This window comes from Ancylobacter vacuolatus (assembly GCF_030813595.1).
Lineage (GTDB): Bacteria > Pseudomonadota > Alphaproteobacteria > Rhizobiales > Xanthobacteraceae > Ancylobacter > Ancylobacter vacuolatus.
This window is the reverse complement of sequence record NZ_JAUSUH010000012.1, coordinates 75,893-101,017: the sequence shown is the minus strand read 5'-3', so window position 1 is coordinate 101,017 and position 25,125 is coordinate 75,893. Positions and strand designations below refer to the sequence as shown.

General features: G+C 66.5%; 25 protein-coding genes. 14 read left to right on the top strand and 11 right to left on the bottom strand.

The genetic code is table 11. The annotated features are described in order from the left end of the window. Window positions 1–32 precede the first annotated feature (32 nt). Window positions 33–1,415: an aminotransferase gene (locus tag J2S76_RS20705; RefSeq protein WP_307063624.1), complete on the top strand. Its 1,383-nt coding sequence runs from the start codon at window positions 33–35 to the stop codon at window positions 1,413–1,415. A 227-nt stretch (window positions 1,416–1,642) separates the two neighbouring features. Here J2S76_RS20705 and J2S76_RS20700 read toward each other — a convergent pair whose 3' ends face one another. Then, window positions 1,643–2,245: a L,D-transpeptidase gene (locus tag J2S76_RS20700; RefSeq protein WP_307063622.1), complete on the bottom strand. Its 603-nt coding sequence runs from the start codon at window positions 2,243–2,245 to the stop codon at window positions 1,643–1,645. A 292-nt stretch (window positions 2,246–2,537) separates the two neighbouring features. Between J2S76_RS20700 and J2S76_RS20695 the strand changes: the two genes are divergently transcribed. Both J2S76_RS20695 and J2S76_RS20690 read left to right on the top strand, forming a co-directional pair. Next, a complete protein-coding gene (locus tag J2S76_RS20695; protein WP_091438062.1) occupies window positions 2,538–2,786 on the top strand; it encodes a hypothetical protein in 249 nt (82 codons plus the stop codon). Window positions 2,787–3,037: 251 nt separating this feature from the next. Beyond that, on the top strand, window positions 3,038–4,015 hold the full coding sequence (locus tag J2S76_RS20690; protein ID WP_307063619.1) for a magnesium transporter CorA family protein: 978 nt from the start codon (window positions 3,038–3,040) through the stop codon (window positions 4,013–4,015). A 151-nt stretch (window positions 4,016–4,166) separates the two neighbouring features. On the opposite strand, the gene J2S76_RS20685 is transcribed toward J2S76_RS20690, so the two are convergent. Then, window positions 4,167–4,907, bottom strand: a complete 741-nt coding sequence (locus tag J2S76_RS20685; protein ID WP_131834003.1) for an SDR family NAD(P)-dependent oxidoreductase — start codon at window positions 4,905–4,907, stop codon at window positions 4,167–4,169. 48 nt (window positions 4,908–4,955) lie between these two features. After that, window positions 4,956–5,582 carry a pyridoxamine 5'-phosphate oxidase gene (pdxH, locus tag J2S76_RS20680; protein WP_307063615.1) on the bottom strand — a complete coding sequence of 209 codons (627 nt, stop codon included), beginning with the start codon at window positions 5,580–5,582 and terminating at the stop codon, window positions 4,956–4,958. A gap of 141 nt (window positions 5,583–5,723) precedes the next feature. Between pdxH and J2S76_RS20675 the strand changes: the two genes are divergently transcribed. From J2S76_RS20675 to J2S76_RS20640, 8 genes are all read left to right on the top strand, one after another. After that, complete coding sequence (locus tag J2S76_RS20675; RefSeq protein ID WP_307063613.1) at window positions 5,724–6,110, top strand: RT0821/Lpp0805 family surface protein; 387 nt, start codon at window positions 5,724–5,726, stop codon at window positions 6,108–6,110. Window positions 6,111–6,211: 101 nt separating this feature from the next. After that, complete coding sequence (locus J2S76_RS20670) at window positions 6,212–7,168, top strand: DnaJ C-terminal domain-containing protein (RefSeq protein WP_307063611.1); 957 nt, start codon at window positions 6,212–6,214, stop codon at window positions 7,166–7,168. Between the two features lie 118 nt (window positions 7,169–7,286). Further along, entirely contained in the window at window positions 7,287–8,102 is an 816-nt protein-coding gene (fabI, locus tag J2S76_RS20665; protein WP_307063844.1) for an enoyl-ACP reductase FabI, read from the top strand. A gap of 24 nt (window positions 8,103–8,126) precedes the next feature. Next, entirely contained in the window at window positions 8,127–8,735 is a 609-nt protein-coding gene (locus tag J2S76_RS20660) for a hypothetical protein (protein WP_307063610.1), read from the top strand. Then, complete coding sequence (locus tag J2S76_RS20655; protein WP_307063609.1) at window positions 8,732–9,319, top strand: histidine phosphatase family protein; 588 nt, start codon at window positions 8,732–8,734, stop codon at window positions 9,317–9,319. Before J2S76_RS20660 ends, J2S76_RS20655 begins: the two co-directional genes overlap by 4 nt. 22 nt (window positions 9,320–9,341) lie before the next feature. Continuing rightward, entirely contained in the window at window positions 9,342–10,721 is a 1,380-nt protein-coding gene (locus J2S76_RS20650; protein WP_307063608.1) for a leucyl aminopeptidase family protein, read from the top strand. Window positions 10,722–10,833: 112 nt separating this feature from the next. Then, the gene (locus J2S76_RS20645; protein ID WP_307063607.1) at window positions 10,834–11,184 is read left to right on the top strand and encodes a MarR family transcriptional regulator; all 351 of its coding nucleotides are present in this window, start codon (window positions 10,834–10,836) and stop codon (window positions 11,182–11,184) included. A 39-nt stretch (window positions 11,185–11,223) separates the two neighbouring features. Further along, window positions 11,224–12,072 (top strand): C40 family peptidase, encoded by an 849-nt coding sequence (locus J2S76_RS20640; protein WP_307063606.1) that lies wholly within the window; start codon window positions 11,224–11,226, stop codon window positions 12,070–12,072. On the opposite strand, the gene J2S76_RS20635 is transcribed toward J2S76_RS20640, so the two are convergent. The 7 genes from J2S76_RS20635 to J2S76_RS20605 all read right to left on the bottom strand — a co-directional run bounded on the left by J2S76_RS20635 (window position 12,069) and on the right by J2S76_RS20605 (window position 21,736). Beyond that, window positions 12,069–12,716 (bottom strand): NUDIX domain-containing protein, encoded by a 648-nt coding sequence (locus tag J2S76_RS20635; protein ID WP_307063605.1) that lies wholly within the window; start codon window positions 12,714–12,716, stop codon window positions 12,069–12,071. The genes J2S76_RS20640 and J2S76_RS20635 overlap by 4 nt on opposite strands. Next, window positions 12,713–14,344: an ABC transporter ATP-binding protein gene (locus J2S76_RS20630; RefSeq protein ID WP_307063604.1), complete on the bottom strand. Its 1,632-nt coding sequence runs from the start codon at window positions 14,342–14,344 to the stop codon at window positions 12,713–12,715. The genes J2S76_RS20635 and J2S76_RS20630 overlap by 4 nt, the downstream gene beginning before the upstream one ends. Continuing rightward, on the bottom strand, window positions 14,341–15,507 hold the full coding sequence (locus J2S76_RS20625; protein WP_307063603.1) for an ABC transporter permease: 1,167 nt from the start codon (window positions 15,505–15,507) through the stop codon (window positions 14,341–14,343). The genes J2S76_RS20630 and J2S76_RS20625 overlap by 4 nt, the downstream gene beginning before the upstream one ends. A gap of 2 nt (window positions 15,508–15,509) precedes the next feature. Further along, the gene (locus J2S76_RS20620) at window positions 15,510–16,616 is read right to left on the bottom strand and encodes a microcin C ABC transporter permease YejB (protein ID WP_307063602.1); all 1,107 of its coding nucleotides are present in this window, start codon (window positions 16,614–16,616) and stop codon (window positions 15,510–15,512) included. A gap of 157 nt (window positions 16,617–16,773) precedes the next feature. Then, complete coding sequence (locus tag J2S76_RS20615) at window positions 16,774–18,726, bottom strand: extracellular solute-binding protein (protein WP_307063601.1); 1,953 nt, start codon at window positions 18,724–18,726, stop codon at window positions 16,774–16,776. A gap of 89 nt (window positions 18,727–18,815) precedes the next feature. After that, a complete protein-coding gene (locus tag J2S76_RS20610; RefSeq protein ID WP_370874817.1) occupies window positions 18,816–20,768 on the bottom strand; it encodes an extracellular solute-binding protein in 1,953 nt (650 codons plus the stop codon). A gap of 170 nt (window positions 20,769–20,938) precedes the next feature. Then, a complete protein-coding gene (locus J2S76_RS20605; RefSeq protein WP_307063599.1) occupies window positions 20,939–21,736 on the bottom strand; it encodes a c-type cytochrome in 798 nt (265 codons plus the stop codon). Window positions 21,737–21,953: 217 nt separating this feature from the next. On the opposite strand from J2S76_RS20605, the gene J2S76_RS20600 reads away from it, so the two are divergent. The 3 genes from J2S76_RS20600 to J2S76_RS20590 are packed head-to-tail and all read left to right on the top strand — an operon-like array spanning window position 21,954 to window position 24,264. Beyond that, window positions 21,954–22,736 (top strand): 3-deoxy-manno-octulosonate cytidylyltransferase, encoded by a 783-nt coding sequence (locus tag J2S76_RS20600; RefSeq protein WP_307063598.1) that lies wholly within the window; start codon window positions 21,954–21,956, stop codon window positions 22,734–22,736. Continuing rightward, window positions 22,733–23,584 (top strand): prephenate dehydratase, encoded by an 852-nt coding sequence (locus J2S76_RS20595; RefSeq protein ID WP_307063597.1) that lies wholly within the window; start codon window positions 22,733–22,735, stop codon window positions 23,582–23,584. Before J2S76_RS20600 ends, J2S76_RS20595 begins: the two co-directional genes overlap by 4 nt. Before the next feature lie 53 nt (window positions 23,585–23,637). After that, a complete protein-coding gene (locus tag J2S76_RS20590) occupies window positions 23,638–24,264 on the top strand; it encodes a class I SAM-dependent methyltransferase (protein ID WP_307063596.1) in 627 nt (208 codons plus the stop codon). A gap of 3 nt (window positions 24,265–24,267) precedes the next feature. Here J2S76_RS20590 and fabI (J2S76_RS20585) read toward each other — a convergent pair whose 3' ends face one another. Then, window positions 24,268–25,101 carry an enoyl-ACP reductase FabI gene (fabI, locus tag J2S76_RS20585; protein ID WP_307063595.1) on the bottom strand — a complete coding sequence of 278 codons (834 nt, stop codon included), beginning with the start codon at window positions 25,099–25,101 and terminating at the stop codon, window positions 24,268–24,270. Window positions 25,102–25,125 lie beyond the last annotated feature (24 nt).

The window sequence follows — 25,125 nt, the reverse complement described above, 5'->3', positions numbered from 1 at the left end:
TTCGGTTCCACCCGGCCGGCGGAGTAGCTGCCATGCTTACCAATCTTCAGGCTCGCGACGTCGAGACCCTCATCCATCCTTATACCAATCTCGCCAGCATTCGCGAGACCGGGCCGCTCATCCTCGAACGTGGAAAGGGCGTGTGGGTTCACGATGTCGACGGCAAGCCCTATCTCGAAGGTATGGCCGGCCTCTGGTGCACGGCGCTGGGCTATGGCAACGACGAACTGGTCGATGCGGCGGCGACGCAGATGCGCAAGCTGCCCTTCACCCACATCTTCGGCGGCAAGAGCCACGATCCCGCGATCGAGCTGGCGGAAAAGCTGAAGGAGATGGCCCCGGTGCCAATCTCCAAGGTGTTCTTCACCAATTCCGGCTCCGAGGCCAACGACACCCAGATGAAGCTCGTCTGGTACATGAACAACGCGTTGGGCCGTCCGAAGAAGAAGAAAATCATTTCCCGCATGCGCGCCTATCACGGCGTGACCATCGCCTCCGCCTCGCTGACCGGCCTGGCCGGCAATCATAATGATTTCGACCTGCCGATCGCCGGCGTGCGGCACACCAGTTGCCCGCATTATTACCGGCTGGCGGAAGCGGGGGAGACCGAGGAAGACTTTGCCACCCGCCTCGCCGCCGACCTGGAAGCCCTCATCATCGCCGAGGGGCCGGAGACGGTCGCCGCCTTCATCGCCGAGCCGGTGATGGGCGCCGGCGGGGTGATCGTGCCGCCGAAGACCTATTACCCGAAGATCCAGGCGGTGCTGAAGAAGTACGACGTGTTCTTCATCGGCGACGAGGTCATCACCGGCTTCGGGCGCCTGGGCACCGCCTTCGGCAGCGAAGCGATGGAGATGCAGCCCGATTCGATTTCCGTCGCCAAGGCGCTTTCCTCCGCCTACCAGCCGATCGGCGCGGTGATGATTCCGGAGATGATGTATGAGGCCATGCTGACCGAGAGCACCAAACTCGGCAACTTCGGCCATGGCTACACCTATTCCGGCCACCCGGTAGCCGCCGCCGTGGCCGTGAAGACGCTGGAAATCTACGAGCGCGAGAGCATCTTCGAGCGGGTGCGGGCGAAGATCCCGCAGTTCGACGCCCGCTGCGCCGCGCTGGAAGACCACCCGCTGGTGGGCGAAGCCCGCCGCAAGGGGATGGTGGCCGGCATCGAGCTGGTGGCGGACAAGAAGACCAAGCACCAGTTCGACCCCAAGCTCGCCATGGCGGCCAAGTGCGTCGCCTTCTGCCAGCAGGAAGGGCTGATCCTGCGCAACGTGTTCAGCGACGCCGTCACCATCTGCCCGCCGCTGGTCATTTCGCCCGCGGAGATCGACGAATTGTTCGACCGCCTGACCCGGGCGCTCGACAAGACGCTGGACTATGCCGTGCGCGAGAACCTGCTGGCGGCGTGAGGCGGCGACGCATCCCGGTCATGCATCCTGGGCTCGGCCCGGAGATGCATGACTTCGGGTGAGCCACACGAAAAGGCCGGGGATGGCCGGGTCGGGCCTGGCCATGACGTCCAGCGGCCTGCACGGCTGATCGGGACGACAGCACCAAGGGCACAGAGTCGCCCCGCACAAACAAAAAGGGCGCTGCCAGCGGCAGCGCCCTTTTCATATGAACCGTGCGGCCAGCGTCAGAGGACGACGACGTTGGCCCCCTGCGGGACGCGGGTATAGAGGTCGATCACGTCCTCGTTGAGCATACGGATGCAGCCCGAGGAGATCGCGAAGCCGATATATTCGGGCTGGTTGGTGCCGTGGATGCGGAACAGCGTGTCCTTGTTGCCCTGGTAGAGATAAAGGGCGCGGGCACCCATCGGGTTGTGCGGGCCGGGGCCAACGAAATTCGGAATGCCCGTCAGCCGCTGCTTGATCTCCGGGGTCGGCGTCCAGGTCGGCCATTCGGCCTTGCGACCCACCTTGGCTTCGCCCTTGAAGGCGAGGCCTTCCTCGCCGACGGTCACGCCGTAGCGGATCGCCTTGCCGTTGCCCTCGACGAGATACAGGAACTTCTTGTCCGTATCGACGACGATGGTGCCCGGCTTCTCCGTGCCGGCATAATCGACGATAGCCCGCTGATACATCTCCGGCGGCAGTACCTTCTTGTACGGCGCACTGGCCAGCAGCTTCTTATCCCGCGGCGTCAACGACGCCTCGGGTGCCGCCTGCCGCTGTGCATTGCTGCACGCACCCAGAAGAACCGCCAACAGGACAACCGCCGCCCCGCGCAAAACCATTTCCAAAGCTCCGAATCCCGCCACGCGCCTCGCGCGTCAAATCGCTCGCTACCCGTCGATTAGCCCATGTGCGATCCGCCTTGAAGGGGCCACATGAGTGACACCGGTTCGTCGCCATAAGTTGTTGCGCAAAAACATCAGTTCCGTTGGAAGAGGTCGAAAAAGCCGATAGGAGGCCGGCTACGCAACGAGAGGCCTTATCTCGGACCCCGACTTTGCATATTTTTGACGCAGTCGGCGCCCACTTCGTCGGCAGCCACCCGGAGCGGGGTGGTCCAACCTGGAGAACGTCATGTCTACCGAAGAAGAAAGCCCGGCCCAACAGAGCCGTGCGACCGAGAGCCGCCCTAGCGAGCGCTGGGACCGCGCCGAGCAGAGTGCCCATTGGCGCGAGATCGGCATTTCCGCCGTTGCCGCCGCCGCCCGCTACGCCTCCTCCAAGAAGACGGTATCCGATGCCCCCGTTCCGGGCGCGGCGCGGACCGACGATGCGGAAGCCAAAATCATTACGCTTCGCGACGTGGAATATTTCGCGGCCTGACGCCGCCCCTTCTCCCAGAGCCGATGAAGGATGAACCGCCCCCGACCGGGTGCCGCGCTCGCGTGCGCCCGGACAGGACAGGCGCGCCCGATTCGCGCTGGGAGACCGCAATGGTGCGGCTCTGCGCCTTGGCATTTTCTGAGTGATCGGGTGATTGCACCCGATCGGAAAAGGCATCGGGCGGGGGCCGGCTGGAATCCGCCTGCGATCCAGAGCATGGTCGGCGCCGGCGCGAGACTGCCGGAGGATTCATGATCACCGCCTATTGCATCCGCGAGGGACTGCTCGCCCCGGTTCCCGTGCGGACCGTGGACGACATGCCCGCCGACGCCGTCTGGGTCGACCTGTTCCGACCCTGCGAGGGCGAGGACCGGATCATTGAGGCTGCGCTGGCCCTATCGGTGCCGACGCGAGAGGAAATGGTCGAGATCGAACCCTCCAGCCGCCTTCGGGTGGAAAATGGCGCGCGCTACATGACCGGCGCCATCGTCTGCAACAGCGAGGGCGAGAAGCCGGCTCTGGCCGAGATTTCTTTCATCCTGGCCGGCAGCCGGCTCGTGACCGTGCGCTATGAGGAACCCAAGCCGTTCCGTCTTGTCGTCGCCAAGCTTGATCGCGCCTGCCCGCCGGGCACGCGAGGGGAACGGCTGCTGCTGATTCTGCTCGACACCATCATCGACCGCGCCGCCGACATCATCGAGCGGCTAGCCGCCGACATCGACGCCGATTCGCAGGAGGTTTTCGCCAGCGAGTCCGAGCGCTCGGGCGACAGCCATCGCTTCCGCACCATCCTGAAGCTGCTCGGCCGGCGGGGCGATCTCGCCTCCAAGGTGCGCGAGAGCCTCGTCTCCATGGGGCGGCTGGTCACTTTCCTGGCTACCGAGGGCGAAGCGCAGCGCTTCGACAAGGACCAGCGCGCGCTGCTGAAAAGCATGCAGCGCGACGTGGTCTCGCTGAACGACCATGTGTCCTATCTCGGCAACAAGATCACCTTCCTGCTCGACGCCACGCTCGGCATGGTGGGGATCGAGCAGAACAACATCATCAAGATATTCGCGGTGCTGTCGGTGGTGTTCATGCCCCCAACCCTGATCGCCTCGATCTATGGCATGAACTTCCAGCACATGCCGGAACTCGACGATCGCTGGGGCTATCCGCTCGCCCTCATCGCCATGCTGGCGGCCGCCATAGGCCCCTATCTGTTCTTCAAGTGGAAACGCTGGCTGTAGCGCCGGCCTTCTCACAAATACCCTCAGCCCGACCGGAGGTCGCAACGTCATGCCCGGCCTTGAACGGGCATTCGCGACCTACACACTGAAGGCATGGATGGCCGGGGCAAGCCCGGCCATGACGCGCACAGGGGGCGCCAAGCCCGCCGGCTCAGACGTGCTGGCCGCCATTGATGTGGATTTCGGCGCCGTTCAGATAGGACGAGGTGTCCGTGCACAGCACGTAGATGATCTTCGCCACCTCGTCGGGCGTGCCCAGCCGCTGCATCGGGATCTGCTCGACGATCTTTTCCGTGCCCGGCGACAGGATCGAGGTGTCGATCTCCCCCGGAGCGATTGCGTTCACCCTCACGCCCAGACGGCCGAAATCGGCCGCCATCTCACGGGTCAGACCGGCCAGCGCCGACTTGGAGGTCGCATATGCCGCACCGGCGAAGGGGTGCACCCGCGAGCCGGCAATGGACGTGACGTTCACCACCGCGCCATGCGTGCGCTTCAGTTCCTCCAGCAGGCCTCGCGCCAGCAGGATGGGGGCGAAGAAGTTCACCTGGAATACCCGCCGCCAGTCTTCTTCCGGCGTGTTGAGCGTGCCGAGCCGCGCGCCGCCCGCTCCCTTCGGCGAAATGCCGGCATTGTTCACCAGCGCATGCAGTTCGCCATTGGCCAGCCGGTTCTTGATTTCGTCCACCGCCCGCAACGTGTCCACCGGGTCGGAGAGATCGACCTGGATATGATCCTCCGGCCCCATCTCCCACGGACAGTTCTCGGGAAAGGCATGACGCGAGCAGGTAATGACGCGCCATCCCGCCGCAGAGAAGCGCTTGACGGTGGCGTGGCCGATGCCGCGTGAGGCGCCGGTGAGCAGGAGGGTGCGGCGAGGCTGATTGTTCATGGGCGATGTCTTAGCTCAGAGGCGGGGCGGTGTCAGGGACAAAGCCACTCAGGGAAAAAGGCGGGTCTTGGTCCAGTCGGGCATGTCGGCAGTGTCGCGCGCAAACACGACACGGTCATGCAGGCGGAACGGCCTGTCGTGCCAGAATTCGATCTGAATCGGGCGGATGCGGAAGCCGGTCCAGTGCGCCGGACGCGGCACCGAGCCCAATGCGTATTGCGCCGTGACCTTCGCCACCGCCGCCTCCAGCGCGAAGCGCCCTTCCATGGGGCGCGACTGCTGGCTCGCCCAAGCGCCGATCTGCGACAGGCGCGGGCGCGAGGCGAAATATGCGTCGGCCTCCGCGTCGCTCACCGTTTCCACCGCACCGCGCACCCGCACTTGCCGGCGCAGCGATTTCCAGTGGAACACCACTGCCGCCTTGGGCACGGCCGCCAGTTCGCGCCCCTTGGCGCTGCCTGTATTGGTGAAGAACACGAAGCCGCGCGCGTCGCGCTGGTTCAGCAGCACCATACGCACATCAGGCAGGCCATCCGCGTCCACCGTGGCGAGGGCCATGGCGTTGGGATCGTTCGGTTCGCTCTTCTTGGCCTCAGCAAACCATTCCTCGAACAGGAGAAAAGGCTCCATCGAGGCAGTGAAATCACCGGATGTTAACTGTTCAGGCGCTTCCATGAGGGTCTCTTCAGGCGGAAGAACACGGGACCCATGGGCATGTTCCACAGGCAGCGGAGGCTTAAGGCGGGCGGTGCGACGTGCACCCTCCACCCATATAAGCCCGCGGCATCGTTCCGCACAGCACCCTGCGCGCTCACTTTGCTGGCCGTCGCCCTCCTCGCGGGCGGCTGCTCCACCGGGCCGGATCTCGACACCTTGGCCACCGGCTCGGTGACGCCCCGCGCCTATGCCCGCGAGCCGGTGCCCAAGGGCATCGCGCCTGACGATTGGGCTGCCGCGCGCACTGCTCTCGCCGAAGCGTTGCACGACAAGGACGCCGCGCCCAGCGTACCGTGGGAAAACTATGCGAGCGCCACGCGCGGCACGGTGACGCCACTCGGCGAGACGCGCGATGGCGGCAAATGCCGGGAATTCCTCATGAGCTTCGTACATGAGGCGCGCGAGGACTGGCTGCAGGGCGAGGCCTGCCACGCTGGCAAGAGCGGCTGGAAGGTCGATCAGGCGCGCCTACTCGACCGGAGCTGATCCACTCACGCGCGTTCTTGACCGGGCTTCGTGCCGTTGCATCCCGGCAACACCGTTACTACATGCTGAGAAGCCGGAACCGCCGGACGAGAACACCATCCATGCGCGATCCCTATGAAATCCTCGGCGTTGCTCGCAATGCTGACCAGAATGAAATCAAGCGGGCTTTTCGCAAGCTCGCGAAGAAGCTGCATCCGGACGCCAACAAGGACAGCCCGAAGGCGCAGGAGCAGTTCGCCGAGTTGAACGCGGCGCATGAGATCCTGTCCGACGTCGACAAGCGGGGTCAGTTCGACCGTGGCGAGATCGACGCCGAAGGCAAGCCACGCGGCTTCGAGGGCTTTCCCGGCGGCGGGTTCAATCGCGGCTTCCGTCGCGCTGCCCCGGGCGAAAACCCCTATGAGAGCTTTTCCTTCGGTCCTGAGGGCGCGCGCCGTTCCGGGCATGGCCCCCATGACGCTGGCGGCTTCGACGACGTGATCGCCGACATACTCGGCGGCCTCGGCGGGCGCGGACGTGGCAAGGCGCGCGGCGCGGGTGGCGAGATGCCGCGCGGCGGCGACGTCGATATCACCGTGCCGGTCGCGTTGGAGCGGATCGTCGAGGGAGGGTCAGTGAAGGTTCACCTGCCCAATGGACGCGCCGTCGAGGTCAAAATCCCCGCCGGCGCGGTCGAAGGCCACCGCATGCGGCTGAAGGGACAGGGCGAGCCAAGCCCGTTCGGCGGCGCGCCGGGCGATGCCTATGTGGTCGTCGCCTATGCTCCGCACCGTCACTTCCGCATCGAGGGCTCGGACCTGCGCACCGATGTGCCGCTGCCTCTGGCCGATGCCGTGCTCGGCGGCAAGGTGCGTGTGCCGACGCTGGGCGGCGAGGTCGCGCTTTCCGTGCCCGCCCACACCCAGTCGGGCCGCACCTTCCGCTTGCGTGGCAAGGGCCTGCCCAAGGCCGATGGCGCCGCCGGCGACCTACTCGCCACCATGCGGATCATGCTTCCCGAGGCGCCGGACCCGGAACTTGAAGAGCTGATGCGCCGTCGGCGCGAGGCTTCCGCCTGAGCCATGCCGCCGGCGGGAGCCGCCCGCGCGCCACCGCTCGCTTGAGCGGGTCCTGTTGCTGTGCGATAGGAACCTGCGCCCAGAAAGGTGGGCAGCAGTACGGAGCATCGTGACGAGCATGGCATCGGGCGGATTGATGAGCGGCAAGCGCGGCCTGGTGATGGGAGTGGCGAATAACCGCTCCATTGCCTGGGGTATCGCGAAGGCGGCCCACGCGCAGGGGGCGAAGCTCGCCCTCACCTATCAGGGCGAACCGCTGCGCAAGCGCGTCGAGCCTCTCGCCGCCGACCTTGACGCCGCCATCGTCGGCCATTGCGACGTCACGGATCCCGCCACCATCGACGCGGTTTTCGCCGAGACCGAGCGCCAGCTCGGCGGGCTGGACTTCCTCGTCCACGCCATCGCCTTCTCGGACAAGAACGAGCTGGATGGGCGCTATGTCGACACCACGGCGGAGAATTTCAGCAAGACGATGCTGATCTCCTGCTACAGCTTCACCGCCGTCGCCCAGCGGGCGGAGAAGCTGATGTCTGAGGGTGGCTCGATGCTCACCCTCACCTATTACGGCGCCGAGAAATGGATGCCGCACTACAACGTCATGGGCGTCGCCAAGGCCGCGCTGGAGGCCAGCGTGCGCTATCTCGCGGCCGATCTCGGCCCGAAGAACATCCGCGTCAACGCCATTTCCGCCGGCCCGATCAAGACCCTGGCCGCCTCCGGCATCGGTGATTTCCGCTACATTCTGAAATGGAACGAGCTGAACGCCCCGCTGCGCCGCACCGTCACCATCGACGAGGTCGGCGACGCCGGGATGTATCTGCTCTCCGATCTCGGGCGTGCCGTCACCGGCGAAGTGCACCATGTGGATGCGGGCTACCATATCGTCGGCATGAAAAACCCGGACGCGCCCGACCTCACCCTCGATCGAGACTGAGTCGACCCCCAGCGGAGCACGCGCATGATGAAGGCCCGCCTGAACACGCTCTTCCGCCCGCTCGCCTTGGCGGCACTCGCGGCTGCGACGCTCGGCCTCACCGGCACCGGCCCGGCGGCGGCTCAGTCCGGCCCCATCATCATCAATCCGCCGCCTGGGTCGGGACTTCCCTATGTCCCGCCGCCGGACGCGCAGGACAGCGGCGTGCCGCCGACCTTCCAGCAATACCCGCTGATGAACCGCATCTTCGGGTTTGGCGGGGCGATCTTCCCCGGCTATGTGAGCCCCAGCGACGGGCGCAATGATCGCGATCGCCGCGGGTTTCTGACGGGCGGCCGCCAGGGTCCCGTGCTGTTCGCCGCCGGCTCCGCCGATTCGCTGTGCCAGATGACCCAGGCCCCGCAGGTGAAGGTGCTCTCCGCACCGCCGGGGGTGAGGCTGAACTTCACCATCGGCAAATTCACCGCCACCGGCGTCGACGGCGGCTCGCACCGTTGCCTGGGGCGCACCATTGGCGGCGTTCTCGTCACCGCCACGGGGCGGGCGCCAGCCGGCGCCACCGCGACGCTGCGCGTTTCCTATCCCTTCAAGCGGATCAGCTACACGCATGTCGTGAGCCTGCCGTCCAAATGACCCGTCGCATCTTCCTCGTCCGGCACGGTGAGACCGACTGGAACCTCGCCGGCCGCCTGCAAGGCACGCACGACATCCCGCTCAACGATCTCGGCCGCGAGCAGGCGGCCGATACGGCGCGCGTGGTCGAGCGGCTGAGCGGCGGCGCGCGCCATCTCGATTTCGTGGCGAGCCCCCTCAGCCGCGCCGCGCAGACCATGGCGATCCTGCGGGCCGAGCTCGGCCTGCCGCCCGACAGCTTCCGCCGCGACCCCCGCCTGCGCGAGATCAGTTTCGGCCGCTGGGAAGGCTCGACCTGGCCGGAACTGCGCCGGCGCGACCCAGTGGGTCTGGCCGCGCGCGATGCCGACCCTTGGAACTTCGCCCCGCCCGGCGGCGAAAGCTATACCGAGCTTTCCACCCGGGTGCTGGCCGCCATCAGCGAACTTCAGGGCGACAGTGTGGTGGTGACGCATGGCGGGGTGGTGCGGGCCATGCTGCACGCCTTTGCCGGCATGCCGCCCAGCCAGGCGGTTGAGCTACCCGTCCGCCAGGGCGCGGTCTATCTGATCGAGAACGGCGCGTTTGAACTCGCCGTCGCCTGACGGCGCTTGCGGAGACGACACCATGGCCGCCCAGCTGATCCACGCCGATGCGGCTCTTGCGCCCCGCCCGATCTGGTGCGTTTCGCCGCTGAACTGGCGTAGCGTGGCGAGCGACCTGCCCGCCCCGGCGCTCGCCTTCGCCGAAGCCAGCGGATTCAAGGCGGAGGCCGGCGCGCTGCTGGTGCTGCCGGCGGCGGATGGGTCGATTGCCGGCGTGCTGTTTGGCTGCGAGGAGGCGCCGCGCGACCCGCTGAGCTTCGGCAAGCTCGCCACCGCGCTGCCGGCGGGCGACTATGTCCTCGCCCACCCCCCCGCAAATCCGCGCCTCGCCGCGCTCGGCTTCCTCCTCGGAGGCTATCGCTTCACCCGCTACGGCAAGCGGCCCGTGGCCGCTGTGCGTCTTGTCGTGCCCGATGGGACCGATGAGGCCGATCTGCGCCGTACCGCCGAGGCGGTGGCGCTGACCCGCGACCTCGTCAACACCCCCGCCAATGACCTCGGCCCGGCCGAGATCGAGGCGGCGGTGCGCGCCCTTGCAGCGCGCTTCGACGCGCAGGTGAGCGTGACCACCGGTGACGACCTGCTTGCCGCCAATTTCCCACTCGTCCACGCAGTCGGCCGCGCCTCGCCGCGCGCGCCGCGCCTCATCGACCTGTTCTGGGGCGATCCGGGCGCGCCCAAGGTGACGCTGGTCGGCAAAGGCGTGGCTTTTGATACTGGCGGGCTCGACATCAAGCCGTCGAGCGGCATGCTGTTGATGAAGAAGGACATGGGCGGCGCCGCCAACGCCATCGGCCTTGCCCAGATGATCATGGGGCGAGCGCTGCCGGTCCGGCTGCGGCTCATCGTGGCCGCGGTGGAGAACGCCATTGACGGCTCGGCCTTCCGCCCCGGCGATGTCTTCCCCTCGCGCAAGGGCCTCACCGTCGAGATCGGCAACACCGACGCCGAGGGCCGGCTGATTCTCGCCGACGCGCTCAGTCTGGCCGATGAGGAAGCGCCCGAGCTGCTGATCGACTTCGCCACCCTCACCGGCGCCGCCCGCGTCGCGCTCGGCCCGCAGCTCCCGCCCGCCTACACCGAGGACGACGCGCTCGCCGCCGACCTCGCCCGCCACGGCGCGGCGGAGGCCGATCCTTCCTGGCGGATGCCGCTCTGGGCGCCCTATGCCTCCATGCTGGACAGCAAGATCGCCGACCTCAACAACGCCCCCGGTGGGGGCTTCGCCGGCTCGATCACCGCGGCGCTGTTCCTGCAGCGCTTCGTCTCCCGTGCCGGGGCGTGGCTGCATCTCGACATCTATGCCTGGAACCCCTCCTCCCGCCCCGGTCGGCCGGAAGGTGGCGAGGCGCAGACCATCCGCGCGCTCGATGCCCTGCTTGCTGAGCGCTACGGCGCCTGAGTCGCACGACGCTGCGTCACATCGCGCGCTGTTAATGCTTTCTTCGTCGCGAAGCCGCCATAGTCCGGGGAACAATCCGCAGCCGTAACGATTGCGGACCGGGAACACGGCAATGGCGGTCGAGCTGCGTCCATCGCAGGCGTTGCGTCTCCTGCACGAGCTCTCCCTCGCGCAGGTGCGCGACGACGCGCCCGATCTCAGCCCGCGCCAGCTCGCCATCCTGCTCAGCGTCTATCTGGAAGCCCCGCCGCACACGGTGCGCGGCCTGGCCGCCCGGCTCGGCGTCACCAAGCCGGTGATCACCCGCGCCCTCGACACGATGGGGCAGCTGCGGCTGGTGTCGCGCCGGCGCGACGAGGCGGATCGACGCAATGTCATCATCCAGCGTACGGTGGAAGGGGCTCTCTATCTGGAGCGGCTGGGCGATCTCGTCGTCGCCACCGCGAGAGCACTGCCCCGCTAACTTCCTGCCGCGCTGACCCGCCGAGTGAGTGACCCCGCCGTGAGCCTCGACCCCCGCCTCACCCCCGCCCGTCCTGACCTTGCCGCACGCCACCTCGAAGGCATTGTGACGGCGGAGCGTTTTGTCGCCGGAGAGCCGCACCGCGTCATCCGCGCGGGCGTACCAATGCGCGGCACGCCGGACCCGACGGCGCCTCTCGCCACGGAAGCGCTCTTCGGCGAGACGGTGACGGTCTACGAGATAGATATCGAAGGCTGGGCCTGGGGCCAGCTCGACGCGGATTCCTATGTCGGCTGGCTGCCCGCCGAGGCGCTCGCCCCGGCGGGTGCGGCGCCGACCCACAAGGTCGTGGCGCTGCGCACGCCGGTGTTCCCCGGCCCCTCGATCAAGCTGCCGCCGACCGAGCTTCTTTCCTTCGGCAGCCGCCTCACCCTCACTGGCACGCGCGAGCGTTTCGCGGTGACGGCGGAGAGCGGATTTGTCTTTGCCGGCCATCTCGCCCCGCTCGATGCCTTTGAGGAGGATTTCGTCGGGGTGGCGGCACGGTTCCTCGGCGCCGTCTATCTCTGGGGCGGGCGCTCCAGCTTGGGACTGGACTGTTCCGGCCTCGTGCAAATGGCGCTCAACGCCTGCGGTGTCCCCTGCCCGCGCGACACCGACATGCAGGAATACGCGGTCGGCGCGCCTTTGGCCTTCTCCGGCGACCTTAGCGACCTGCGACGCGGGGATCTGCTCTATTGGCCCGGCCATGTCGGCATCGTCGAGGATAGCGCCACGCTCCTGCACGCCACCGCCCATTTCATGTCGGTGGTGCGCGAACCGCTCGGTGCCGCGCTCGCCCGCATCGAGGCCTCCGGCACGCCGCTGCGCAGCGTGCGGCGGCTTTAGCGACTGGCCGCGACGAAGGCCGCCACCCGCTCCCGGTTCAGCGCGAACCATTGCAGCGCGATCAGCACGAAGCCATTGGCGATGGGCGCTGGAAACGGCGCGGCAAGGCTCGCCAGCGCCTCGTCGACAGGAACCAGAAAAGGCCGCGTCAGCTCGGTCTCGCCCGGCTCGCCGGCCACATCAGGCACATCAGTAGAATCGACAAGGCCGAGATAGACCGTGGCATGTTCATCGCTCACCCCCGGGCTGGGGAGGAAGCGGGCGATCAGCAGCAGTGCGCGCGGCGCCACACCGATCTCCTCGACACATTCGCGGCGCGCTGCGGCCTCGGCCTCCTCGCCCGGATCGATGATGCCGGCCGCGATCTCCACCAGTTCGCCCTCACCGGTGGCAAGCTGCGCGCCGAGCCGGAACTGCCGGATGAGAACGAAGCACGCCGCCGCCGGATCATAGGCGAGCACGCCCACCACCGAACCGACCCGCAATATGTCGCGTCGCTGGCGCAGCGGGGCGCCGTCGGCCCCCTCGAAGGTGGCGATAAAACGGTGATAGGGGCGAAAGCCAGCGCCGACCTCCTCGGGCCCGGTCAGGTCGAGTTCGATGGAGCGGTCCGCGAGTTCGCCGGCCTTCGCGCGCCCGCTCATAGCGGCGCCGCCTCCATGTCGAATGCCGCAGCGAACAAGGCGCGGGTATAGTCGGTCTTCGGCTGCGCGAAGAGATCGGCCGCCGGTCCCTCCTCCACCACCACGCCGCTCTTCATCACCATCACCCGCGAGGCCAGCGCCGCAACGACGCGCAGATCATGGCTAATGAACAGATAGGTGAGGCCGTGCTTCTGCTGCAGGTCGCGCAGCAGATCGACGATCTGCGCCTGTACGATCATGTCGAGCGCGCTGGTCGGCTCGTCCAGCACGACGAAGGACGGCTCCAGCACGATGGCGCGTGCGATGGCGACACGCTGGCGCTGGCCACCGGAGAATTCGTGGGGGTAGCGGTGGCGGGCCTCGGGATCGAGCCCGACATCGATGAGTGCCGCGACGACGCGGGCGTCGCGCTCCTCGACGCTGAGCGTGGGCTGATGGACCCGTAGCCCCTCGCCAATGATGTCCGTGACCGACATGCGCGGGCTGAGCGAGCCGAACGGGTCCTGGAACACCACCTGCATCGCCTGCCGCCGGGAGCGCATCTGCTTGAATCCGAGCGTGTCGATCGGATCGCCCATGAACACGATCGGCCCCTCGCTGGAGATGAGCCGCAGCAGGGCAAGGCCAAGCGTCGTCTTGCCCGAGCCGCTCTCCCCCACCACGCCCAACGTCTCGCCGCGCCGTATTTCGACCGAGATGCCATCCACCGCCTTGATGTGGCCGACGGTCTTGCGCATCACCCCGGCCTTGATCGGGAACCAGACCTTGAGGCCGGTCGTCTCCAGCACAACAGGCGCCTCGGGATGGGGCACAGCCGGGTTGCCGCGCGGCTGGGCGGCGATCAATGCCTGCGTATAGGGATGCCGGGGATGGGCGAAGAGCTCTCCCACCGGCCCTTCCTCGACGATCTTGCCATGGTTCATCACGCAGACCCGGTCGGCGATCTTGCGCACGATGCCGAGGTCATGGGTGATGAACAGCATAGCCATGCCGAGCCGGCGCTGGAGGTCCTTCAGCAAGGCGAGAATCTGCGCCTGCACCGTCACGTCGAGCGCGGTAGTCGGCTCGTCGGCGATAAGCAATTGCGGCTCGTTGGCGAGCGCCATGGCGATCATCACCCGCTGGCGCTGGCCGCCGGAAAGCTGGTGGGGGTAGGAGCCGAGCCGCGTCTCCGGCGCGGGAATGCCGACCTCGGTGAGAAGTTCGATTACCCGCGCCCGCGCCGCCGGCCCGCGCATGCCGCGATGCAGAAAGAGGATTTCCGCGATCTGCTGCTCGACCGTGTGCAACGGGTTGAGCGAACTCATCGGCTCCTGGAACACCATGGTGATGTCGTTGCCGCGCACCCGGCGAATGTCGCCCTCCTCCATGGCGAGAAGGTTCTCGCCCTGAAACAGCACCTCGCCGGAGGGGTGGCTGGCGGCGGGGTATTGCAGCAGCTTGAGGATGGAGAGCGCCGTGACCGACTTTCCGGAGCCGCTCTCCCCCACCAATGCAACCGTTTCGCCACGGTTGACGTCGAAGGACACGCGGTCAACGGCGAGCGTGGCACGCCCACCCTGCGCGAAGGCGACAGAGAGATCGCGGACGGAAAGGAGGGGGGTGTCTTTCAACGGCGTTTCGCTCACTGGAACGTCTTCCGCGGGTCGAAGGCGTCGCGTACCGCTTCGCCGATGAAGATGAGCAGGCTCAGCATCATGGCGACGGTGAAGAAGCCGGTGAGGCCGAGCCACGGAGCCTGCACGTTCGACTTGCCCTGCGCCAGCAATTCACCGAGCGAGGGCGAGCCGGGGGGCAGGCCGAAGCCGAGGAAGTCGAGCGCGGTCAGCGTCATCACCGAAGAGGAGACGATGAAGGGCAGCATGGTCAGCGTCGCCACCATCGCGTTGGGCAGCATGTGCCGCCACATGATGACGCCGTTCGACACTCCCAGTGCCCGCGCGGCCTGCACATATTCAAAGTTGCGGGCGCGCAAAAACTCTGCCCGTACCAGCCCGACCAGCGAGACCCAGGAGAACAGCAGCAGGATGCCCAGCAGCACCCAGAACCCGGGCGCCAGAATCGAGGAGATGATCAGCAGGAGATAGAGCGCGGGGATCGACGTCCATATCTCGATGAAGCGCTGGAAGATCAGGTCGGTCCAGCCGCCGAAATAGCCCTGCACCGCCCCCGCCGCGACGCCTATGACGGAGGAGATGATGGTGAGCACGAGGCCGAACACCACCGAGAGGCGGAAGCCGTAGATCAGACGGGCCAGCACGTCGCGGCCCTGGTCGTCGGTGCCCAGCCAGTTCCACTCCAGCGCACCGCAGCCGCCGGTGCGGCCGAGCTTCTCCACCACCGGGGCACATTGGGCGTCGGTCAGCATCCAGGTCGGCGGTGAAGGGGCGGGGGTCGGCAGATCGAGATTGTGGGTGGAATAAGAGTAGCGGATCGGCGGCCACACCATCCAGCCGCCCTTCTCATGGATCAGGTTCTGCAGATAGGGGTCGCGGTAGTCCGCCTCGGTCTCGAAATCGCCGCCGAACGTGGTTTCGGGATAGGCGACCAGGCCGGGGAAGTAATAGCCGCCGTCATATTCGATCAGGAACGGCTTGTCGTTGGCGATGAACTCTGCCCCTAGGCTGAGGATGAACAGCACGGAGAAGATCCAGAAGCTCCACCAGCCGCGGCGGTTACGCTTGAAATTGGCCCAGCGGCGCTGGTTGAGCGGCGACAGGAAGGGACGGCGCGGCCGGTCGGACGCGGCATTCACCGGGGTGGTCGGCAAGGCAGTGTTGGCGGCGTCCATGCTCAGACGTCCCGCGTGTCAAAGTCGATGCGGGGATCGACCCAGGTATAGGTGAGGTCGGAGATCAGGTTCACCACCAGCCCGACCAGCGAGAAGATGAAGAGATTGGCGAACACGACGGGGTAGTCGCGGTTGAGCACGCTCTCGAAGCCAAGCAGGCCGAGCCCGTCGAGCGAGAAGATGGTCTCGATCAAGAGCGAGCCGGAGAAGAACGCGGCGACGAACGCACCGGGGAAGCCGGCGATGATGATCAGCATGGCGTTGCGGAACACATGGCGGTAGAGCACCGCCCGCTCCGACAGCCCCTTCATCCGCGCGGTGACCACATACTGCTTGCGAATCTCGTCAAGGAACGAGTTCTTGGTCAGCAGCGCCATGGTGGCGAAGGCGCCAAGCACCATGGAGGTGATGGGCAGCGCCAAATGCCAGAAATAGTCGAGGATCTTTCCTCCCAGCGAGAGCTGGTCCCAGTTCTCCGAGGTCAGCCCGCGCAAGGGAAACCAGGAGAAGAACGAGCCGCCGGCAAACAGGATGATAAGCAGGATCGCGAAGAGGAAGCTCGGAATGGCGTAGCCGACGATGATGACCGCCGAGGTCCACACATCGAAGCGCGAGCCGTCGCGCACTGCCTTGGCGATGCCGAGCGGGATGGAGATGGCATAGGTGATAAGCGTCATCCATAGGCCGAGCGAGATCGACACCGGCATCTTCTCGGCGATCAGGTCGATCACCGATACGTCGCGAAAATAGGACCGGCCGAAATCGAAGCTGACATAGTCCCACATCATCTTCAGGAAGCGCTCATGGGCCGGTCGGTCGAAGCCGAACTGCTTCTCCAGGTCCTTGATGAAGGCCGGGTCCAGCCCCTGCGCGCCGCGATATTTGGAAGAGACCGGGTCGCCTCCCGGCGCGCTCTGTTGCATGCCACCAAAATCGCCACCCCCACCGGAAATGCGGGCGGTGGCGGAGGTGCCCTGCCCGGTCAGTTCGGCAATCACCCGCTCGACCGGCCCGCCCGGCGCGAACTGCACGACAGCGAAGGAAACCAGCATGATGCCAATGACGGTGGGCACCATCAGGGCGATGCGTCGGACAATATAGGCCAGCATACGATCGGGTTTCCTCCGCGAGGCGGGCACAAGGTGGAGGGCGGGCGCACCCGCGTCAACTTAACGTCCGTTCATGCAGGGGTGTTGCCAGTTGCACGACTTGCGACAATGCCGGCCTGACAGATCGCCCGCTCGGATGACGGCGCGCGCATGTTTGTCATCCCGCCGACCTCGTGCGCGCCGACCAGAGTTCCGGAATGGCGCGGGCATAGGTGGGACGCGGCGCGGCAGGCCAGCCGAATTCATCCCAGAAGGCGATGCGGAATTCGGCCGAGTACCATTGCGGCACCCAGTAGCGTCCCGCGCGCAGCCGGCGGTCGAGCACGCGGCAAGCGGTGCGCAGTTGATCGCGCGTCGGTGCGGCGATCACCTCCTCGATCAACAGGTCGACAATCGGATCGGCAATGCCGGACAGGTTATTGGAACCGGGCGTATTGGCCTCCCTCGAGCCGAAATAGTTGCGCAGCGATTCGCCCGGCACAGTGGAGAGCGAGAAGCGCCGCACCGTGGCGTCGAAGTCGAAGTCGTTGAGCCGGCGCTGGTATTGCGGAGAATCGACCAGGCGGAAATTGGCCGCGATGCCGAGCAGTTCGAGGTTCTTGATGAAGGGGGCAGTGTGGCGCTCCAGCCCGTTCTCGTCGTCGAGGAATTCGATGGTCAGGCCGTCGCCCTGCGGGTCGACGAGGCGGCCGTTCTTGACGGTCCACCCCGCTTCGCGCAGCAGCTGCGTGCCCCGGCGCCGCAGCGCCCGGTCCTGCCCCGAGCCGTCGGAAACCGGCGGCGACCAGGGTGGGGCCTTCAGCACCGCCACGTCCTCAGCGGTGAGCTGATCGCCCAGGCGCGCGATCAGTGCCACCTCGTCCGGGCCGGCCGGGCCTTCCGCCTTGAGGTCGGAATTCTCGAAGAAGGATGTCGTGCGCTTATAGGCGTCGTACATCAGGTTCTTGTTGGTCCACTCGAAATCGAAGGCGTAGGATAGCGCCTCGCGCACGCGGGGATCGGCGAATTTCGGCCGGCGCAGATTGAGGAACCAGCCCTGCGCACCGGAAGGCGTGCGATCGGGCAGGATCTCGCGCTTCACCCTTCCCTCGTTCAACGCCGGGAAATCATAGCCAGTGGCCCAGGTGCGGGCCGTGAATTCCTGCCGGAACAGATAGGCCCGCGCCTTGAACGCCTCGAACCCGACCTCACGGTCGCGAAAATACTCGTAGCGCAGCACGTCGAAATTGTTCACGCCGGCATTCACCGGCAGGTCCTTGGCCCAGTAGTCGGGATCGCGGCGATACTCGATGAAGCGGCCAACCTCAAACCGGCCAACCTTATAGGCGCCCGAGCCGAGCGGCGGCTCCAGCGAGCTCGCGTCGAACGGGGTGGAACTGTAGTAGGCCTTAGAGAAGATCGGCAGCGAGGCGGCGAACAGCGGCACGTCGCGGGCCCGCCGGGGTGCAAAGCGCAACATGACGATCTCGTCGCCCTGCGCCTCTGCTCCCTCCATGTCCCGCAGGTTCTGTGCGATGATGGGATGGCCCTTACTCTTCAACAGGTTGAGCGAGAAGGCGACATCCTCGGCGGTGAGCTTTGTGCCGTCGTGGAAGCGCGCCTGCGGCCGCAGGCGGAAGCGGTAGAGCGTGCCGTCTTCTGAAACGGCGACGCTCTGCGCCACCAGACCATAAATGGCGTCCGGCTCGTCAAAGGCCCGCGCCATCAGCGTATCGAAGATGAGATCGATGCCCTGCGCGCCGTCACCCTTCAGGATGTAGCCATTGAGCGAATTGAAGGTCTGGAACGACTGGTTGAACGCCGCGGTGGGGCCGACCTGCGAGAAGGTGCCGCCCTTGGGCGATGCGGGGTCGACATAGTCGAAATGGGCGAAGTCGGCGGGATATTTCAAGTCGCCGAACACGGAGAGCCCGTGCCGCTCCGGCCCGAAGCCGGGCGCCGCGGTGGCCGGAGCTGCGGCGGAGGGGGGCGCCACCTCCTGCGCCAGGGCGGGGTGACCGAGCCAGGGCAGGAGCGAGGCGCCGGCGGCGAGGGTCAGAAGCGCGCGGCGGGAGACGGGACCGCCGTCATCCCGGACGGCCGGAACGGCCGCTCCGGGATCGCGGGCCAAAAACGGATGAGGGGGATGACGATCCCGGCTCTCCGGCTTCGCCTCCGGTCGGGATGACGAAGCGCGGCCCCAGCGGGGCCCCTGCCCGCTCACCGGGCGGCCCCGGTCTTGGCCGCCTTCTCCGCGTCCCACCACCAGATGTTCGGGAAGGAATCCCCTCCATACTCCGGCATCTTGTCGGGGTGGCTGAAACGGTTCCAGCGCGCCGTGCGCGTGTTCGGGTAGTTCCAACTTGGAACCACATAGTCATGCGCCAGCAGCACCCGGTCGAGCGCACGGGTGGCAGCGACGAGTTCCTCGCGGCTGGTGGCGTAGATCACCTTCTCGATCAGGGCATCGATGCCGGCATCCTTGATGCCGGCATAATTGCCCGAGCCCTCACGATCGGCGGCGCTGGAACCCCAGAAATCGCGCTGCTCATTGCCCGGCGAGAGCGACTGAGCCCAGCCGGTGATGATCATGTCGTAGTCGCGGGCGCGCAGGCGGTTGATATATTGCGAGATATCGACCTGCCGCACATTCACGGTGATGCCCAGGCGCTCCAGCGACGGCTTGTAGAACAGCGCGACACGCTCGAAGGCGGGATTGGAGATCAGGATCTCCATGGTGAAAGGCTCGCCCTTGGCGTTCACCAGCTTGCCGCCCTTCACCTCATAGCCGGCCTGCTTGAGCAGGTTCGCGGCCTCGCGCAGATTGCCGCGCCGCAGCCCTTCGCTCCAGCCTTCCGGGTTGGTGTAGGGCGTGGTGAAGACGCTGGCGGGAATCTTGTCCTTCACGCTCTCCAGAATCTCCAGTTCCAGCCCCTGCGGCAGGCCGGAGGAGGCCAACTCGGTGTTCTGGAAATAGCTTGATGTCCGCTTGTACTGGCCGAAGAACAGGGTGCGATTCATGCCGTCGAAGTCGAGCGCCAGGTTGAGCGCGCGGCGCACCCGCTGGTCCTGGAATTTCTCGCGGCGCAGATTGGGGATGAATGCCTGCATCGAGCCGGAAGACCGGTTGGGGAACTCTTCCAGGATGACCTTGCCGTCCTTCACCGCCGGAAAATTATAGGCTGTGGCCCAGTCCTTGGCCGAAGTCTCGATGCGAAAATCATACTGGTCGCCCTTGAACGCCTCCAGTTCCACCGTCGAATCGCGGAAATACTCGTAGCGCTGCTCGGCGAAATTATCGCTGCCGATGTTCACCGGCAGGTTCGCGCCCCAATAGTCGGGCACGCGCTCGAAGGAAATGGAGCGACCGGGCTGAACCTGCTTCACCTTGTAGGGACCCGAGCCGAGCGGCACTTCCAGCGTGCCCTGGCTGATGTCACGCGGCTTGCCGTCCGGCCCGTTCGCCGTCCACCAGTGCTTGGGCATGACGCGCAACTGGCCGACGATTTGCGGCAGCTCGCGGTTACCCGCCTGATCGAAGGTGAAGGTCACCTCGCGCTCGCCGGTGACGGCGGCGCCCTTCACGTGGCTGTAGTAATAAGCCTGCCGTGGATTGTTCTTGGTCAATTGCTCAAACGACCACACCACGTCGTCCGCCGTGATCGGCTGGCCATCATGCCACTTCGCCTCCGGCCGCAGGCGATAGGTCACCGAGGAGAAGTCGGCGGGATAGCGGACGCTTTCCGCAATCAGCCCGTACTCGGTCGCAACCTCGTCGGCCGCCGGGGTCATCAGCGTGTCGTAGATCAGATGCAGCCCGGCCGCCGCAGCGCCGCGCGGGATGATGTCGTTCAGCGAATCGAAGGTGCCGTCGACCGACTGCCGCACCAGTCCTGTCTTTGGCGCATCCGGGTTTACATAGTCGAAATGTTTGAAGTCGGCGGGGTATTTCGGCTGCCCCATCAGCGAGAGGCCGTGCCGCCATTCGCCCGCGCCTGCCGACGTGGCGGGGGGGGCTGCGGCGGGCGCCGGCTCCTGTGCCCGCGCCGTTCCAAGCAGACTGATGCCGAGCGCGGCGATGGCCAGGGACCGGGCCGTCGCGCCGCTCCATGCCGGCGGGCGCCAGCCGGGAGCGGCGGGGCGGTCGGAGCGGCGGAGCCGGGTCATGCGCATCATCCCTTTGGCACGTCGTCTGGCGAGGCGGCGCAGGCGCACGCCCCATGACGATTATGAACATTGGCGGTCAATATGAAGGGGGTAGTCCGGAAAAGAATAAGGCCGGCGACGCATTGCGCCGCCGGCCTGACGTGATCGTGAAAGCCTCAGCCCGCAGGGCGGGCGCCTCAGGGCGTGGCGGGCGCCGCGGGAGCAGGCGACGCCGGAGCCGGTTCCGCCGGTGCGGGAGCCGCAGGCGCTTCGGGAGCGGGCGCCGCAGGCGCTTCGGGAGCGGGCGCCGCAGGCGCTTCGGGAGCCGCAGGCACAGCCGGCGTGGGCGCTGGCACGGTGGTCGCAGGCGCGGCGGAGCCGGCCGGCGGCGGCACGTTGCCACCCGTCTCGCCCGAAGCCGGCACCGTCGCCGCAGGCTCGGCAGCGGCGGGCGCCGCCTCCGGCGAGGGCAGCGGCAGCGGGCTATGCGAGAGCGTGTTGAGATAGGCGATTAGGTCGGCGCGGTCCGTGTCCTTGGCGATGCCGGCAAAGCCCATCGCCGTGCCGGGAATGTCGGCCTTCGGATTCTTGATGAAGTCGCTGAGGTCCTGGAAGGTCCAGTTGCCGCCATGGGCCTTCATCGCCGCAGAATAGGCGAAGCCCTCGGCGCCCGCCACCGGGCGGCCGACGATGCCGTAGAGATCCGGGCCGACCTTGGCGCCGGCGCCTTCCACGAAATTGTGGCAGGCGGCGCACTTCTTGGCCTGGGCCTCGCCCTTCTGCGGGCTGGCGGCGGCGAGGAGCTGGGCAAGCGGAACCTCTGCGGGCGCGGCCTGCGCCTCGCCCGTCAGTTCCTCCTGCACGGCGATCTCGTAGCCCGCCTTCTCCGGCCCATGGCTGGAGAACAGGATGTCGGCGAACACGTTCAGACCGAGCGTCAACGTCAGCACGCCCAGGACCGCACCAGCAACCTTGTTCAGCTCGAAGCTGTCCATCGAAATATTCGCTCCCTCACCCGGCACACGGACCATCCGGCTGGCCTGCAATACCCTGCGCGCAATGTATCAGCGCTCGCTTGCGACCGCCAATGGCGCGCGGGAACTAATCATTTTGACGGTTCGCGTGCAACCCGTATAAGCGCGCTGCGGTGCTACGTTTCGCCACTCTGAGAGAGGAGCCCGGCACCGCGCAGGACGATGACAAGGCACCGACATGTCCTCCCAGGACACACTTATTCTTATTCCAGCCCGCATGGCCTCGACCCGTTTGCCGGGAAAGCCGCTCGCCGATCTTGGCGGTCGTTCGATGATCGTCGAAGTGGCGCGGCGTTCCGCCGCGGCGGGCATCGGCCGGGTGGTGGTCGCCACGGATGACGAGGGCGTGCGCGCCGCGGTGGAAGGCGCCGGATTCGAGGTCGCCATGACCCGTGCCGACCATGCCAGCGGCTCGGACCGAATCTTCGAGGCGCTCGAGCGCATCGACCCGGAGCGTCGTGTGACGCGCATCGTCAATGTGCAGGGCGACCTGCCGACGATCGATCCCGCCCTCATCCGTGCGGCGCTCGACCTGCTCGATGACCCGGCGGTGGACATCGGCACGCTGGCGGCCGAGATCACCGAGACGGGCGAGCGCACCAATCCCAATGTGGTCAAAGCCGTCGGCAGCCCGATCACACCCCGGCGACTGCGCGCGCTCTATTTCACCCGCGCCACCGCCCCTTACGGCGAGGGGCCGCTGTTCCACCACATCGGCCTCTATGCCTATCGCCGCAGCGCGCTGGAGCGCTTTGTCGCCTTGCCGCCCTCGCCGCTGGAGAGCCGCGAGAAGCTGGAACAGCTGCGCGCGCTGGAGGCCGGAATGAGGATCGATGTCGCCATTGTCGACACCGTCCCGCTCGGCGTCGATACGCCGGAAGATCTGGAAAAGGCCCGCGCCATGCTTGCCCGGGAAGCGGCGCAACTGAAGGCCGCGCACGAATCAAGGACGCTCTCATGACCAGCCGCCGCACCATCGTCTTCCAGGGCGAACCGGGCGCGAACTCGCATATCGCCTGCCGCGAGGTTTATCCCGAGCACGAAGCCGTGCCCTGCGCCACCTTTGAGGACGCTTTCGCCGCGCTTCAGAATGGCGAGGCCCATCTCGGCATGATCCCGATCGAGAATTCGGTTGCCGGGCGGGTGGCGGACATTCACCACCTGATGCCGACCTCCGGGCTCACCATCATCGGCGAGTTCTTCCTGCCGCTCTCGCACCAGCTGATGGCCATACCCGGCGCGTCGCTGGCAACGGTGAAGTCGGCGGAGAGCCATGTCATGGCGCTCGGCCAGTGCCGCAACATCATCCGCAAGCTGGGGCTGAAGGCCATTGTCGGCGCCGACACCGCCGGCTCAGCGCGCCTGGTGGCGGAATCGCAGGACACGAGCCGCGCCGCCATTGCCTCGCGGCTCGCCGCCGAGATCTACGGCCTCGACATCATCGCCGAGAACATCGAGGACGAGGCGCACAACACGACGCGCTTCGTCATCCTCGCCAAGGACGGCGAATGGGCCCCCGCCAATAACGGGCCGACCGTCACCACCTTCGTGTTCCGCGTGCGCAACGTGCCGGCGGCGCTGTACAAGGCGATGGGCGGCTTCGCCACCAATGGCGTGAACATGACCAAGCTGGAATCCTATCAGCTCGACGGCGAGTTCTTCGCCACCCAGTTCTATGCCGATGTCGACGGCCACCCCGACGACCCGAGCCTCAAACTGGCGCTGGAAGAACTGTCGTTCTTCTCCAAGGAAGTGCGAATTCTCGGGGTCTACCCCGCCCATGCCTACCGGATCGCGCTGCGCGCGTGAGGAATCGCTAAGCGGTCCTCGACAGCAGCAGCCGCATTTGGGAGTCTCCCACTATGACGAGCCCCACTGCGCGCATAGTCGCCGCCGGATATGACCGCCTGGCCGATGCCTATCTCGATCGGTTCGGCCTTTCAGCCGTGCGGCAACGCTGGCTCAATCGCCTCGCTGCGGCCCTTCCCAAAAAGGGAGGCCGGGTGCTGGACCTTGGTTGCGGGGCCGGCATCCCGGTGGCACGGGATCTGGCTATGCTTGGTCATTATGTCATCGGGATCGACGGCTCGCCCGAACAGATCGCACGCGCGCGACGTAATGTTCCGGGCGCATGTTTCGCGGTGGCCGATATGTGCGACGTCCGCTTTGAAAGAGCCACGTTCGACGCCGTGGGAGCTTTTTACTCGATCAGCCATGTTGTTGCCGCCAAACAGCCGAAGCTGATCGCCCACGTTGCCGAATGGCTGCGACCGGGTGGAGTATTCGTGGCCAGTTTCGGAGCGGGCCCTGCGGGTGAATGGACCGGAGAATGGCTGGGCGCCGAAATGTTTTTTAGCCATGCCGGCGAAGCGGCGAGCCTGGCACAACTGCGGGATGCCGGGCTCGTCGTGCGCGAAAGCGCGGTTGAGCGACAGGACAACGAGGAGATCGACTTTCTCTGGATCGCCGCTGTCAAACCGCAGGGGTAGGACCTACTCCGCCGCCTCGCCGGCCGCCCGTTCCTCGGCATCCTCAATGGTCTTCAACGCGTCGGGATGCGGCATCGAGATAATGTTGTAGCCGGAATCGACGAAATGCACCTCGCCGGTGACGCCGGTCGAGAGGTCCGAGAGCAGGTAGAGCGCGGCGCCGCCAACCTCGTCGAGCGTCACGGTGCGACGCAGCGGGGCATGGCGCTTCTGGTAGTTGAACATGAGCCGCGCATCGGCGATGCCGGCGCCCGCCAGGGTGCGGATCGGCCCAGCGGAAATAGCGTTCACGCGCACGCCCTGCGGCCCGTAATCGGCCGCGAGGTAGCGCACACTCGCTTCCAGCGCCGCCTTGGCGACGCCCATCACATTGTAGTTCGGCATCACCCGGGTCGAGCCGCCATAGGTGAGCGTGATAAGCGAGCCGCCTTCCGTCATCAGCGGCGCCGCGCGCTTGGCGAGCTCGGTGAAGGAGAAGCAGGAAATCACCATGGTGCGGGTGAAGTTCGCCCGCGTCGTGTCGGCGTAGAGGCCCTTCAGCTCGTTCTTGTCCGAGAAGCCGATGGCATGGACGAGAAAGTCGAGCGTGCCCCATTTCTCCTTAAGCGCCGCGAACACGGCGTCGACCGAGGCAAGGTCCTCGACATCGCAGGCCAGCAGCGTGTCACTGCCCAGGCTCTGGGCGAGCGGCTTCACACGGCGGCCCAGTGCCTCGCCCTGATAGGTGAAGGCGAGTTCGGCGCCCTGCGCCGCCAGCGTCCGGGCAATGCCCCAGGCGATGGAATGGTCGTTCGCGACGCCCATGATAAGGCCGCGTTTCCCCTGCATCAGGCTCATGCTGGCTGTCCCTTCCGCCGCCGC

Excerpts from the sequence above, each read along its gene's own strand:
- J2S76_RS20705 (WP_307063624.1), top strand. The coding sequence starts at position 33 with ATGCTTACCAATCTTCAGGCTCGCGACGTCGAGACCCTCATCCATCCT.
- J2S76_RS20700 (WP_307063622.1), bottom strand. The coding sequence starts at position 2,245 with ATGGTTTTGCGCGGGGCGGCGGTTGTCCTGTTGGCGGTTCTTCTGGGT.
- J2S76_RS20695 (WP_091438062.1), top strand. The coding sequence starts at position 2,538 with ATGTCTACCGAAGAAGAAAGCCCGGCCCAACAGAGCCGTGCGACCGAG.
- J2S76_RS20690 (WP_307063619.1), top strand. The coding sequence starts at position 3,038 with ATGATCACCGCCTATTGCATCCGCGAGGGACTGCTCGCCCCGGTTCCC.
- J2S76_RS20685 (WP_131834003.1), bottom strand. The coding sequence starts at position 4,907 with ATGAACAATCAGCCTCGCCGCACCCTCCTGCTCACCGGCGCCTCACGC.
- pdxH (WP_307063615.1), bottom strand. The coding sequence starts at position 5,582 with ATGGAAGCGCCTGAACAGTTAACATCCGGTGATTTCACTGCCTCGATG.
- J2S76_RS20670 (WP_307063611.1), top strand. The coding sequence starts at position 6,212 with ATGCGCGATCCCTATGAAATCCTCGGCGTTGCTCGCAATGCTGACCAG.
- fabI (WP_307063844.1), top strand. The coding sequence starts at position 7,287 with ATGGCATCGGGCGGATTGATGAGCGGCAAGCGCGGCCTGGTGATGGGA.
- J2S76_RS20660 (WP_307063610.1), top strand. The coding sequence starts at position 8,127 with ATGATGAAGGCCCGCCTGAACACGCTCTTCCGCCCGCTCGCCTTGGCG.
- J2S76_RS20655 (WP_307063609.1), top strand. The coding sequence starts at position 8,732 with ATGACCCGTCGCATCTTCCTCGTCCGGCACGGTGAGACCGACTGGAAC.
- J2S76_RS20650 (WP_307063608.1), top strand. The coding sequence starts at position 9,342 with ATGGCCGCCCAGCTGATCCACGCCGATGCGGCTCTTGCGCCCCGCCCG.
- J2S76_RS20645 (WP_307063607.1), top strand. The coding sequence starts at position 10,834 with ATGGCGGTCGAGCTGCGTCCATCGCAGGCGTTGCGTCTCCTGCACGAG.
- J2S76_RS20635 (WP_307063605.1), bottom strand. The coding sequence starts at position 12,716 with ATGAGCGGGCGCGCGAAGGCCGGCGAACTCGCGGACCGCTCCATCGAA.
- J2S76_RS20625 (WP_307063603.1), bottom strand. The coding sequence starts at position 15,507 with ATGGACGCCGCCAACACTGCCTTGCCGACCACCCCGGTGAATGCCGCG.
- J2S76_RS20620 (WP_307063602.1), bottom strand. The coding sequence starts at position 16,616 with ATGCTGGCCTATATTGTCCGACGCATCGCCCTGATGGTGCCCACCGTC.
- J2S76_RS20610 (WP_370874817.1), bottom strand. The coding sequence starts at position 20,768 with ATGCGCATGACCCGGCTCCGCCGCTCCGACCGCCCCGCCGCTCCCGGC.
- J2S76_RS20605 (WP_307063599.1), bottom strand. The coding sequence starts at position 21,736 with ATGGACAGCTTCGAGCTGAACAAGGTTGCTGGTGCGGTCCTGGGCGTG.
- J2S76_RS20600 (WP_307063598.1), top strand. The coding sequence starts at position 21,954 with ATGTCCTCCCAGGACACACTTATTCTTATTCCAGCCCGCATGGCCTCG.
- J2S76_RS20595 (WP_307063597.1), top strand. The coding sequence starts at position 22,733 with ATGACCAGCCGCCGCACCATCGTCTTCCAGGGCGAACCGGGCGCGAAC.
- J2S76_RS20590 (WP_307063596.1), top strand. The coding sequence starts at position 23,638 with ATGACGAGCCCCACTGCGCGCATAGTCGCCGCCGGATATGACCGCCTG.
- fabI (WP_307063595.1), bottom strand. The coding sequence starts at position 25,101 with ATGAGCCTGATGCAGGGGAAACGCGGCCTTATCATGGGCGTCGCGAAC.